Genomic DNA, 11,765 nt, shown 5'->3' with positions numbered 1-11,765 from the left:
GGTCGCGTGGAGATCATGAGTTTGCTGATGAAATTCGTATGAAATGGAAAAACTGTTAGTTGTTGGCCATTTCAAGCTTTATCAGTGCATTGATATGCACAAAAGGGGTATAAGCTTCATTTAATTGCCAGCGAAAACGCTCCAGTAGGTCATGTAGCGATTGCGGGTGAATCACCTGACGGAACAGTGGTGGCAAGAGGGTTTTATCCTGCTGAAAAGTCCGCTGATGTTCTAACCAGTGATGTTCCAGGTGTCGTAAAGAATGATATAGCCTTGTACGAAGCTGCGATTGCTGGTGAAAGTGGCATTGCTATGCAAAGTTTATCAGTCACTCAAACACAGCATGATGCTGCTTTGAGGTTTATGAATGGGTTTGCTAACTCCAATCAATATAACCTATACCGGTGTAGCTGTGTCACAGCGGCATTGCAATCACTAAGTGCCGCTGGCGTATCATCATTTAACACGGATGTCTTTGGTGCGACGCCACATGCTATCTATAAAGCCATTGATTTAGGAATGCAGATCCCAAGGCCATGAATATTAAAAAAAGAATTCTGAAATTAGGTATATTCTTGGTGCTCAGCTTTGCAGGGTTAATGGTTGTGGCAAATACATTGAGTTATAAGCAGACCAGTTGTAAGTACAGGCCAGAAAGTAAATATATCTGGATAAAGTTCGATAATGGTGTGCAAGAAAAAGGGGTTCGTTTTGTAAGTGATGGTGTAATTTTTGATTCATCAATTATCGGCAGGACGTATGCGAAGGACTATCCCGATATTACTAGAGTGGCTTACGGTAAAGGTAAAGGTGGTCTGGGATTGCTGACCGTAGAATTTATGGAAGGTGGGCAACTTGAGCGGGAAAAAGTAGGGAACATTGATGAGCAGTGCTGGAAAAATTTAAAGACGCTTCTGGCGGCAAATCCCTTAAGCCGAAAAATAGAAATATTTGATGAAGGCGGGGCAAGCCGCCAGTCACTCAATTAAGGCTCTCTAGCCTTAACAGAGATGTGCAACTCCCTGGCAGGTTGACTCTGCTGGGGGGTTAACCGGCCTGGGTCCAGCGCCGGGCTTCATACTTCACAATCATACCCTCAAGCAGCTCGCGAATAATCTGCTGTTCTTCCTCGCTTAGCCGCTCTACCGCTTCAAATAGTAGGTAAGCGCCTAAGCAACCCCACTCTCCTCAAGCCAGTCGATATGTCGTAGCGTGCTCTCTTTTTAAAAGGAGCACTCTATGAGCAAACGAAGCCGCGCCGAGTGGTTGGCACTATTTTCGCAGCACCACACCAGCAACCTTACCGCAGCCGCCTTTTGCCGCCAGCACAAGCTCTGTCCCAAGTATTTCAGCCTGCGCAAAAAGCAGTTACAGTGGACGCCGCCATCCGTTGCAACTGAATCCAGTCAACCTGCCTTCGTCTCCGCCCGCGTGTTACCTGCCACGCACGCTCACATCTTCACTCTGCGATGGCAGGGCATTGAACTGACCTTTCCCTGTGGCATTTCTCCCGAATGGATGGCTGAGCTCGTACGGGAACTGGCAGTGTGATTCAGTGGCAAGCCCCTAAAATTTATCTGCATCGTGGCCCGGTGGATTTTCGCAAAGCCATCAATGGCCTTTCCCTAATCGTGGAGCAGACCATGGCGCTGTCGCCATTTGATCCGGCGCTATTCGTGTTTTGTAACAAGCGCCGCGACAAGCTCAAGGTCCTATACTGGGATCACACCGGTTTTTGCCTGTGGCAGAAACAGCTAGAAAAAGATAAATTCAAGTGGCCTCGCAAATACCAGGATGACGTGGTTGAACTGACAGCTGAACAATTTGACTGGCTACTACGCGGTTACGACATCCTCCAAATGCAGCCACATCAAGTACTGCAGTTTGGAACCCAAAACACGGCGGTTTTTTAGCTAATTTATTCCTGTTTTGGTGGGGCTTCCCAGGTTGTTCTGGTAACATACGGCCATGCAAAACCTGGCCAGCTTACAGTCTGAAAACACGCGCATTAAAGGCCAGATTGCCTCTCTTGAATCGAAGCTGGATGCACAAAAGTCCTACATCCAACAGCTAGAAGACTACATCAAAAGTCTGCGCCAACAGCAATTTGGTCCCTCCAGTGAAAAGGTCACCACCAATCAACTGAGCTTATTTAACGAGGCTGAGTTAAGCGATCTGGCTGATTGTGAGGAATCCGAAGGCGAAGATATCAGTGGCACCACCGCCGTTGACGCCCATATCCGCCGCAAACACCCTCGCATCAGCCTTACCGATAACCTGCCTTGTGAAGATATCATCCATGACCTACCGGATGATCAAAAGGTCTGTCCCCACGACGGTACTCCCCTGCAGGTGATTGGAGAATAAAGCCACACACAGCTGGACATTATTCCAGCGCAGGTCAAGATACTACGCCACCTCCGCAAGAAGTACGCTTGCCCCTGCTGTGAGAAGCATCTGGTCACAGCCGATAAACCAAAGCAACCCATTGAAAAAAGTATTGCCAGCCCAGGCCTGCTGGCCTATGTAGCCACTAACAAATACGTCGATGCCTTACCCCTGTACCGCCAGAGAGTGATCTTCCAACGATTGGGCATTGAACTGAGTCGCAGCATCCTGGCCAACTGGATGGCTCGCAATGCCAGCATTCCCGAACAGCGGCTGTCAGGATACCTTGCTGCCTTGATGGTGGACGGTTACGAAGGCTACCAGCGGGTGTGCGAGCAACAACAGCTGACTCGCCTGGGCTGCTGGGCCCATGCCTGAAGGAAATTTATTGCCGCCCGGCGTCAACAATCCAAGGGGAAAACGGGCAAAGCCGATCAAGCACTGGCCTTTATCCAAAAACTCTACGCTATCGAAAAGCGCAGTAAAAAATTCCCACCAGATGAACGTCATCTAACTCGACAACAACGGGCCAAATCCGTCACAGATAAGCTTCACATTTGGCTGCAAAAAAATTTGCCCAAGACGCCACCCAAGAGCACCTTGGGCAAGGCTCTGGCGTATCTACACAACCAATGGCCAAGACTCATCGGTTATCTGGATGATGGACAATATCCCATCGACAACAATCGGGCAGAGAATGCTATCCGACCCTTTGTGGTAGGGCGTAAAAACTGGCTCTTTATTACCAGCGTAAAGGGGGCCAAAGCCAGTGCCAACCTATACAGTTTGATCGAGACCGCCAAGGTTAATGGACTGGAGCCATATCAATACCTCAGAAAGGTGTTTACGCAACTGCCCCAGGCAGAAACCGTGGAGCAGATTGAGGCATTGCTACCCTGGAATAGCAAGAGTGGGGTTGCTTAGGCGCTTACCATTGTTGTGCGGACCGACGCGGACGTAAAGTGTGGTTGTCTGTTGAACTCATGGTTGGCCTCCGTGTTGTTGACGGTGGCCAGAATAGTGTGAGGGTTTGGATTGGTGAATGACGCACTACAATGACCGGTTACCCTACAATGACCGGTTACTCCTAAAATACTATTTTTGGAAGAAAGCCTCCCGGAAGCTCTATGAACGCCAGCTGATGTCAATGCTTCTGAGGTATACGTGATTTAACCGAACACCGTTGGTCTTGAAGAAAGCGATTTAACGACACCGAGATACCTGAAGACGAAAACAAGCAATGAACAGTACGAAGAGCTAGTTAATGTATTGGAGAAACTGCTTGATTTCTTGATGCATATTTGCTGGAATTTTGAATTGGAGTGGTTTTACCTCAGTTAGTGCTGGTCTTGAGATTGTCGATGGCGTTACTTTCTTCCTGGATTTTTCTTTGATGGTGGCACTATATTTTTGATCGCAGGCTTATCGATATTAGCCATGACTCTCGACCTCTTCCAAGGTTAATCGTTTAGCTATCGCACTTAGGATTGCTCCTGCTCGTTTATTCAGACTTGTTGGAAAAAAAGGAATCTACTCTATATGAAAAAAATAAATTGCTATCGTTCTACTGTCATTGTATTTTTCTTAACGCTTTTGGCAACGCATGTTAGCTCTTATACAGAAAAACCACTGACATTTAACTACACTGAATTAACCGACTCTAACCCCGATAGTCAGTGGGAAAATGTTGACTTACCAGGATTTGATAACGCTCAGCTATTAGCCCGGGATGCAAATCTAAGACAGTACGTTAATGCTCCACCGGTACTGAAATATGCCGAACCTATTGCTGTGTCTATCTCTCCGCAAGACCGCTGGCAAGTTCTTGATAAGGCTAAACATGACGGTGTTGAGATGTCAGTCTGGCGTACACGGATAACCTCACCAGGAGCTTTGTCATTGAATCTTGGGTTTTCAGATTTTTATATGCCTAAAGGGGGAGCGTTATTTGTTTATACGCCTGATAGAAAACATATTATTCGCCCATTTACTGCGATGGATAATGAAGAGCATGGCCAGCTATGGACGCCAATGTTACCGGGCGATTCTGTGGTGGTAGAGGTAAATGTTCCCACACACAAGCTTGCGTTTTTACGTGTGCATCTATCGTCAGTAAATCACGGTTATTTAGGTTCCAGCGTAGCGGGTATTTTGGAGCAGGTTAAGCTGAAGTCCGGTTCTTGTAATGTTGACGTAATGTGTCCAGAGGGTGCTCTGTGGCAAAATCAGATCAACTCAGTGGCAGCGATTAGTACGGGAGGATCATTATTTTGCACCGGTAGTGCACTTAATAATACGATGAACGATGGCAAAGGATTTTTCTTAACAGCGAATCATTGTGGAATCGATGTCAACAATGCGGCATCGTTAGTGACGTATTGGAATTACCAAAATAGCTATTGCCGTACCCCGGGTAGTGGCGATAGCGGAGGACCAGGAGATGGCTCATTAAACGACTTTAATACAGGTGCTATTTTTCGTGCTAGTTACAGTCCATCTGATTTTACTCTAGTGGAGTTAGATGATCCATTTGACCCGGACCATAATGTTTATTTATCGGGTTGGAATGCCGGTCCCGAAATGGCAATTTCCGCTGTCGCTATCCACCACCCCAATGTTGATGAAAAGCGTATTAGCTTTGAAAATGACCCGGTAACTCGAACAGCTTACGGTAGCTCTACTCCCGATGCTAATGGAACTCATGTTAGAGTTATTGATTGGGACCATGGCACCACAGAACCAGGTTCTTCTGGTTCGCCATTGTTTGACCAAAACCAACGCGTGATAGGCCAGCTGCATGGCGGAGGTGCAGCTTGTGGTAATGACTTGTCCGATTGGTATGGCGCTTTGGCTGTCAGTTGGAACGGTGGTGGTACCAACAATACTGGAATGAGCCATTGGTTGGATAGCGCCAACACGGGAGAATTAGCAATTGATGGTAGAGTAGCTGATGACGGTTCCGGTCCTTATGCACCCAATGCCAGCGTCAATTATAGCTGCGACCTAAAGGCTTGTTCATTTGATGGCTCAGGATCAACGGACAGAGACGGTGAAATTGTCAACTACGCCTGGACCTTTGGTGATGGCACTAACGGTACCGGCGTTAGCCCGAGCCATACCTATGTCGATAGCGGCAATTACTCTGTGACCCTTACGGTGACGGACAATGACGATTTGACCGATACCATTACGCGCACAGTGTATGTAAGCTCCGGTGATAGTAGTGGCAGTAACCTGGATATTACACTGGAACCAAAGCAGTGGTTCATTCACGCTATTACTATCCCTTCTGGGACGGTCAGATTAACTGTGAACACTAATGGCGGCAACGGCGATGCTGACCTGTATGTTAGGTTTGGTTTGGAGCCTAACACCAGTGAATATAATTGTCGTTCTTGGACTACTACCAGCACGGAGTCGTGCGTTATTAACAATCCAACTCCTGGTGTTTGGTATGTGGGCGTACACGCGTATTCGGCAATATCGAGTGTCGATGAACAATGGATTTATGAATAACGCGATTCATTTTCGAAGAGCTTCTGCGGCCTTGATGCATAGGAATTTATGTATAGGAATTTATGTATAGGAATTTCAAAGTGTTTAAGCTCGGCAGAGAACTTCTGCCGAGTTGATACCCATCACTTTCATTGTTGATTCCTTCAGAGGGAATGGGAATACACTCTCTCAGTCTGACGCTCAATTATTGTCCACAAATTTTAACAGAAATGTGTATACCCCCGGCAGGTTGCCTCTGCGGGGGCTTTGTCTTTAAGACACCTATTCAGCAGTCAACACCAAACACCCCTCCATGACCCTGACCTTGATCGGCGTATCCACCACAAAGCCGGCCCGTTCAAGCCAGTGGCCCCTGATTGCACTGCAGGCACAGAGCTATTTCATTAATGGATGTGCACAAGATCGCTAAGCAAGCTCTGCGGGGAGGCTACCCCGCAGGCGCGTCTTTAGCCAGGGGGCGAACTCCTTATGGGTCGCTCGCCCATCTGCCAGATCAATGATCCACTCGGCAAGGTGTTCCTGGTCTGTATCCACACCAACATCATTCTCTTCGAGAAAAGTGAGCATGGAAATCAGAGCCGTTCGCTTGTTGCCATCGTTAAAGACGTGGCCTTTGGCTATGGCCTCAGCATATAGTGCCGCGACCTCTTCTATACCGTGAAAAGAGCCATAAAAGATATTGTGATGAATCCGCCCGATAAGCGATTCGACGTGCATCCCCGGCTTGGTACCTTTCAGCCCAGGGCTATGGCCGAGGATGTAGTCATGGTAGCTTTGCACATCACCTGCAGTTAGGTGCTTCAGGTCTTCCACATTGACCATATGCGCACTTCCTTAGCGGTTTTTGAGTATATCCAGTGCTCGGGAGTATTTGGCCATGAGGCGCTTACTGGTTGCGCTGGCACTTTTCGGATGTACAACTTTTACTTGACGTCCGTCAATTATTTCAATTTTTGGTGGTGGCTCTTTGGCACCCTTTGGAATGGTATAGGTAGACATGAGACCTCCCTTCGTATTCCTTGTATTGTATCACTGGAAATTTGTATCCGCGAGAGCGGAAGTTGCATAGGCAGCCCAATCGGCCATCAGCGTCCTTCGCTTCTCGAACAAGTCGCCACGCCGGTAGGCAGCCTCTACAGAGTCCCCCAGGCTGTGGGCTAGGGCCTGCTCGCAAACGTCTCGCGGGTGCGGAGTGGCCTCTCCCGCCCAATCTCGGAAACTTGATCGGAACCCGTGGATGGTAAGGTCATCTCGCTGCATGCGACGTAGTGCCATAAGCATGGCCATATTTGACAGGGGGCGCCCCTTGCGCTGGCCGGGGAAAAGGTGCGGGTTGTCATCAATCCGGGGTAGAGATTCCAGCAAAGCCACCACAGGCGACGCCAGAGGCACACGATGCGTCTTGCCCGCCTTCATTCGCTCGCCTGGGATTGTCCAGGTCTTGGTGATGAAGTCGACTTCATCCCAGGTCGCTTCCAGAGCCTCACTGGTGCGGGTGGCAGTCAGGATGGTCAATTCAATGGCGCTGAAAGCCAGCCCTTCACGCTTGGAGACTTCCCGAATGAACGCTGGCAGTTCTGCCCAGGGTAGGGCGCTGTGGTGTTTTACTTTCCGCACCTTTGAGCGCTTCGGCAGCAGTTTGTCCAGATGGCCGCGCCAGCGGGCTGGGTTCTCTCCCTCTCGAAGCCCTCTGGCCTTAGCAGCATCAAGCACCAATTCAACGCGATTGCGAACCCTGCTCGCCGTCTCCGACTTCCCGAGCCAGATTGGCTTCAATATCTTTAGCACATGGTCGGTGGTGATTTCGCAGGGGGCCTTGTCGCCTATAACCGGGTGCGCGTATTGCTTCAGGGTGTTCTCCCACTGTTGGGCGTGCTTGGCGCTCTTCCAGCCTTCGCGGTGTGACTGTATGTAGAAGTCGGCCACATCTTTAAAGGTGGCCCTTTGCGCTTTTTTGCTTTGCGCGACAGATTTCTGTTGCTGCTGAATACGTCGCCGTTCGTTTACAGGGTCCACGCCTTGGAGGATCAGCTTCCTCTGCACTCCGGCTTCAGCTCTCGCTTTCTTTAGGCCCACATCATCCAGGCTGCCTAGGCCCATCTCGCGGCGCTTTCCGTGAAGCTGGTAGCGTAGAACCCAGCTTTTGGCTCCCGAGGCTCTAACGATCAGGCGCAGACCATCACCGTCATCATACTTTCCTGGCGCCTTAATCCCTTCAATTTCTTTTACAGTTAGCTTTCCCATATTTCCCCTGAATGTAGCCCCCCACTTGGCCCCCCACTTTGTCGCGGATTTCCTGGGTAGACTTTGGATAATTTTGGAAGTAATATAACCCTAACTCCCTGTATTTAATAGGATTTGGTGGAAGCTACAGGATGGTATTGGAAGGTGTACAAGCGGACTCCCTCACCGCCACTTTCAGATCGATGCCGTGCGCCTGTCAATCCTATAATTCAAATAGTCATTGCATACCCTTTTGAGTATCGGATAGCTAAAGAGAAGACAGGATTACTGTTGATGGAAAAATAAAAAAGGGCGCAGGTGCGCCCTTTTTTGAAGCGAGTTTGATTACCAGTGGAAATCAAACTTGTAGCCGACACCTATATTAAATGACCAGGGATCATAGAGATAATCACCGCCGAATCGGTGAAAATAGATATCTCCGGTGCCAGGATCGGTAAAGAAGGTATTAACTTCAATATCAGTATCTACATCGTAGTAGACAGCAGCGACATTAATTAACCAGCTGCTATCATGGCCAAAGTTGAAGTCAACACCAATCTGCCAGGAGTATCCCCAGCTGTATCCCAGGCTCAGGTCACCTGCAAAGGGAATGAATACTGTGGTTAACGGGTCGACCCATCCCCAGTTCCTGAGGTCCTCGTCACTAAAGTCGGTATAATTAATACCAACACCCATGTAAGGCTGCACTAAACAACTGGGGTCCAAAGGATACCAGTTTAGATATAGCGCCGTAAATTCGGGCTCCCAGCGGGCAAAGTCGCCGTGATGGCGATCCAAAAAGTTTCCATTGTTAAAGCGGTGAAGCCAGGGTCTGCGATTGCCTCCATCGTGGCGATCTCCATCGGTGTAGCTTAATGATACACTGAAGTGATCCATTGGTTTCCATTCGCCGCTAATAAACCAGCCCCACTCCTCATCCGGGTCCACATTGGCTCGAAAAGCACCCCAGTCAAATATGTTCCCCGGCCAGAGGAGATATTCATCAGCAAAGGTGACATAGTCGGAATTAGGTGAGACATAGGCTCCGCCAATACGAAACTTAATTTCCTGGGTGGGCGGCGGAGGTGGGGCATAGCCAGCGGGTCCTGCCGAAGCGACACTAGAGATTGCTAAGGCGAGGGGCGTCATTACAGGGATTAAAATACGCGTCATCTTCATTTGTGGTAACTCCATTCATATTCAGCAGATCTAATAGCAATCAGCCCAATCAATGGTCAGTCTAGTCGCACGAAATCACGGGTGTAGAAAAAAGATCAAATGTTGGCGTCTAAAAATATATTTATTATTATCTGGCATGAAGGTAATCTTTTGGCGTATAAATTTCCTACTACAGATTCGATTGGACGAAAAACCATACGCCTCTGGTATAGAGTATTCCGCTCCTGGAAACTGGTTTATATAAATAAAGCACAGTGTATGTGGTTGTGAAACAGGGACTAAAAGCGGTATGAAATGGTGTTGGTACGGTTTCTGAGTGAGAATAAACCAGGGTGTGGCTATCTAATTTACCCACCGTTTAAATAGTTTCATAGAGCCGATATCGCATCGTTGGACACAGCGAGGAGACGACCCTTAACTAAACGCCGGCCAGGCTCCAATTGACAGAGCAGGTAAAGCCTCTTTGGCGATGTCTCTTTGATATATTTGTTTGAAGTGGACTGACAAATTTGGCCATTTCATAAGTTGGAGATGGGAGACCTCCCGGTGTTTACTGCGTCACTATGGCGAGCAAGATTATTATGGCAGAGTCCAGACTTTATAGGATGAGCACATAATGGATCCAACCTGGCGAGACTCAGAGTACATTGACAGTGATAGCTACCTTCTAGCAAGCCTGAACTCAGAGGAAATAGGCGGGTTTTTTTGCAGTCATTTTCCAATACCCTCAGATGTACTCGGAGCAGGAAGGGAAGTTGTCTTGTCCCATTAATCGCCTCTTCTCTACCTTGGGTCATTCAACGGGTGATAGTATCGACTTTTATATACGCTACAGTACAACCGATCCAGACAATGCAATGGAGAAATGACATACCTTGGCAGCTTTTATGTTCTCGCAACCCCTCCCCCGTCCATGACCTCCCAGAAAATATATGGACCTTAGTGGACTCCATGCGATACCCAATAGGCACAATTATTGACCTTGCAGTCAGATAAAGCATTGGGCTTATAGGAAAAAGGAATGGGTCTATTCAAATCAAGTGCGCTTACCAATAAGAATCATTGTGTTGTTGCCTTGAGATGAAAAGAGTGTACTGCTTGGCGATGGGCCTGGTCTTCAGAGGCTCTCTCCCCCCCGTTTGGTCATGGCTCTCTATGCAAGAGCCTGGGAAGCTCTTTCGGATTTGTTGTGGCTTGCCAAGGGCATTAAAAAGGAAAACTTCACGATATAGTCTCAAAAATGAAAAATACGTCTATTCTTTCTATGGGTCAGGCGCCTTTTAGATTCGCTGCTCTGGCTTGCGTTTCCGCTGTCGCAGTGCTGGGTCGGTGGGCACTTTACAGCCCGCCGGGGCGTTCGTGGTGATAGGTGTGTCGAGATCCAACAGTTTTCAGGAAACATGCAGACTGGATATGACCTGTCGTTAATTCACGGAGTAAACTCCCGGAAATTTTGGAGAAATGATTGTGAAAAGCAAGCAGTACATCCTTCCCTTAGTAATTGTCAGTCTTACTGCTTCTGCAGCTGTGTTTGCGGAAACCCATTCCAAGAAGTCGGCAAAGGAGTGGACTTGTGCGGACTTTCTGGCAATTGATGACGAGTTTAAGCCCAAGGCCGTCTACTGGGCTGCGGCTTTCTCAAAGCGCGACCAGGAAGAGGGCGATATTTTGGATATTGAAGGTACAGAAAAGGTGACCCCGATGATTATCACCGCTTGTACCAAGGCGCCAAATGATTCTTTCTGGACCAAGTTCAAGGAAGAGTGGCGCAAGATGGGAGGTCATCACGATAAGAAAAAATCTGACAAGATGATGAACATGCAAAAGAACAACGGTAACGGCAATAATAGTGGGTCTAACGGCAACAACACGATGCAGTAGAGATTGCTCTATCCACCACTCGGCCCGGCGTTTGCCGGGCTTTGCTCAGCCAGCTCAAAGGGCCAGGCCAAAGTATAAAGGTCCTTCGGAAAGCTTTATACGTTGGGTTGGCATTGTTATTTACTGAGAATCTATCATCGGTTTTCCGGTTGACTGAAATTGGTAGGCCAGACGGTTTGAATCCCCCCCGGGTTTTTCCATTTGAACAGAACTCCGTTGTTGATGTTCCCCCTTCGATTTAAGTATGCGGATCGTAAGTGGTTGTGCTGCCAGTGGCTGCAGGACTTTCAACCTGATCTGCGAGATGTTGTCTGAATTTTAAACAGTCAGATGGGGTTGGGTTTCACTGAGAGTGTTAGCCCGAATTTTGCACGGCCAGCTTCACACCGCAGCATTTCCAGCTTGCAAAAGATTTCTCTGTCAGGAAGCAATGTCGGCAGCAGGAAGCGAAAGCGGCGCGTATTCTTGATCACCACGGCCCCAACTTTGATCAAGCGATTGCGCAAGATGGCTATTAAGGCTTTGCCTAGTTTGGTGTCTTGTAGCTGCTCGCGCAGGTGTTCATACAGCACCCAGGC

At 48.4% G+C, this 11,765-nt stretch carries 13 protein-coding genes and 1 pseudogene; 7 read left to right on the top strand and 7 right to left on the bottom strand.

Features of this window, described 5'->3' with window-relative positions; translation table 11 throughout:
- Positions 1-55: 55 nt before the first annotated feature.
- Positions 56-196, bottom strand: coding sequence for a hypothetical protein (locus Q5Y71_RS15675; RefSeq protein WP_306043037.1), 141 nt, complete (start codon positions 194-196; stop codon positions 56-58).
- Here Q5Y71_RS15675 and Q5Y71_RS15670 point away from each other — a divergent pair.
- The 6 genes and pseudogenes from Q5Y71_RS15670 to Q5Y71_RS15645 all read left to right on the top strand — a co-directional run bounded on the left by Q5Y71_RS15670 (position 190) and on the right by Q5Y71_RS15645 (position 5,904).
- Positions 190-540, top strand: coding sequence for a hypothetical protein (locus Q5Y71_RS15670; protein ID WP_306043036.1), 351 nt, complete (start codon positions 190-192; stop codon positions 538-540). The genes Q5Y71_RS15675 and Q5Y71_RS15670 overlap by 7 nt on opposite strands.
- Positions 537-989 carry a hypothetical protein gene (locus Q5Y71_RS15665; RefSeq protein ID WP_306043035.1) on the top strand — a complete coding sequence of 151 codons (453 nt, stop codon included), beginning with the start codon at positions 537-539 and terminating at the stop codon, positions 987-989. Before Q5Y71_RS15670 ends, Q5Y71_RS15665 begins: the two co-directional genes overlap by 4 nt.
- Positions 990-1,239: 250 nt before the next feature.
- Complete coding sequence (locus Q5Y71_RS15660) at positions 1,240-1,551, top strand: IS66 family insertion sequence element accessory protein TnpB (RefSeq protein WP_306043034.1); 312 nt, start codon at positions 1,240-1,242, stop codon at positions 1,549-1,551.
- Positions 1,548-1,913, top strand: a complete 366-nt coding sequence (tnpB, locus tag Q5Y71_RS15655; RefSeq protein WP_306043033.1) for an IS66 family insertion sequence element accessory protein TnpB — start codon at positions 1,548-1,550, stop codon at positions 1,911-1,913. Before Q5Y71_RS15660 ends, tnpB begins: the two co-directional genes overlap by 4 nt.
- Before the next feature lie 55 nt (positions 1,914-1,968).
- Positions 1,969-3,312 (top strand): annotated as a pseudogene (locus Q5Y71_RS15650) (IS66 family transposase).
- A gap of 615 nt (positions 3,313-3,927) precedes the next feature.
- On the top strand, positions 3,928-5,904 hold the full coding sequence (locus Q5Y71_RS15645) for a PKD domain-containing protein (RefSeq protein WP_306043032.1): 1,977 nt from the start codon (positions 3,928-3,930) through the stop codon (positions 5,902-5,904).
- A gap of 261 nt (positions 5,905-6,165) precedes the next feature.
- Here the strand turns inward: Q5Y71_RS15645 and Q5Y71_RS17685 are convergent, their stop codons facing one another.
- From Q5Y71_RS17685 to Q5Y71_RS15625, 5 genes are all read right to left on the bottom strand, one after another.
- Positions 6,166-6,261 carry a SymE family type I addiction module toxin gene (locus tag Q5Y71_RS17685; protein ID WP_371877078.1) on the bottom strand — a complete coding sequence of 32 codons (96 nt, stop codon included), beginning with the start codon at positions 6,259-6,261 and terminating at the stop codon, positions 6,166-6,168.
- 48 nt (positions 6,262-6,309) lie between these two features.
- On the bottom strand, positions 6,310-6,726 hold the full coding sequence (locus Q5Y71_RS15640) for a type II toxin-antitoxin system death-on-curing family toxin (RefSeq protein WP_306043031.1): 417 nt from the start codon (positions 6,724-6,726) through the stop codon (positions 6,310-6,312).
- A gap of 12 nt (positions 6,727-6,738) precedes the next feature.
- Complete coding sequence (locus Q5Y71_RS15635) at positions 6,739-6,903, bottom strand: hypothetical protein (protein WP_306043030.1); 165 nt, start codon at positions 6,901-6,903, stop codon at positions 6,739-6,741.
- Between the two features lie 30 nt (positions 6,904-6,933).
- The gene (locus tag Q5Y71_RS15630; protein WP_306043029.1) at positions 6,934-8,148 is read right to left on the bottom strand and encodes a site-specific integrase; all 1,215 of its coding nucleotides are present in this window, start codon (positions 8,146-8,148) and stop codon (positions 6,934-6,936) included.
- A 324-nt stretch (positions 8,149-8,472) separates the two neighbouring features.
- The gene (locus tag Q5Y71_RS15625; protein ID WP_306043028.1) at positions 8,473-9,306 is read right to left on the bottom strand and encodes an OmpW family protein; all 834 of its coding nucleotides are present in this window, start codon (positions 9,304-9,306) and stop codon (positions 8,473-8,475) included.
- A 1,467-nt stretch (positions 9,307-10,773) separates the two neighbouring features.
- Between Q5Y71_RS15625 and hdeA the strand changes: the two genes are divergently transcribed.
- Positions 10,774-11,187: an acid-activated periplasmic chaperone HdeA gene (gene hdeA, locus Q5Y71_RS15620; protein ID WP_306043027.1), complete on the top strand. Its 414-nt coding sequence runs from the start codon at positions 10,774-10,776 to the stop codon at positions 11,185-11,187.
- A 326-nt stretch (positions 11,188-11,513) separates the two neighbouring features.
- Here hdeA and Q5Y71_RS15615 read toward each other — a convergent pair.
- A partial coding sequence (locus Q5Y71_RS15615) for a transposase (RefSeq protein WP_371877077.1) occupies positions 11,514-11,765 on the bottom strand: 252 nt, incomplete at its 5' end.

It is taken from the genome of Microbulbifer sp. 2205BS26-8 (assembly GCF_030731025.1).
GTDB classification, from domain to species: domain Bacteria; phylum Pseudomonadota; class Gammaproteobacteria; order Pseudomonadales; family Cellvibrionaceae; genus Microbulbifer; species Microbulbifer spongiae.
Note: the sequence above shows the minus strand (reverse complement) of the source record. Positions and strands in the feature narration are given on the sequence as shown.

Bases quoted from the DNA above. Each gene is read 5' to 3' on its own strand.
- Q5Y71_RS15645 (WP_306043032.1), top strand. From the start codon at position 3,928: ATGAAAAAAATAAATTGCTATCGTTCTACTGTCATTGTATTTTTCTTA.
- Q5Y71_RS15665 (WP_306043035.1), top strand. From the start codon at position 537: ATGAATATTAAAAAAAGAATTCTGAAATTAGGTATATTCTTGGTGCTC.
- Q5Y71_RS15660 (WP_306043034.1), top strand. From the start codon at position 1,240: ATGAGCAAACGAAGCCGCGCCGAGTGGTTGGCACTATTTTCGCAGCAC.
- Q5Y71_RS15640 (WP_306043031.1), bottom strand. From the start codon at position 6,726: ATGGTCAATGTGGAAGACCTGAAGCACCTAACTGCAGGTGATGTGCAA.
- Q5Y71_RS15625 (WP_306043028.1), bottom strand. From the start codon at position 9,306: ATGAAGATGACGCGTATTTTAATCCCTGTAATGACGCCCCTCGCCTTA.
- Q5Y71_RS15630 (WP_306043029.1), bottom strand. From the start codon at position 8,148: ATGGGAAAGCTAACTGTAAAAGAAATTGAAGGGATTAAGGCGCCAGGA.
- Q5Y71_RS15635 (WP_306043030.1), bottom strand. From the start codon at position 6,903: ATGTCTACCTATACCATTCCAAAGGGTGCCAAAGAGCCACCACCAAAA.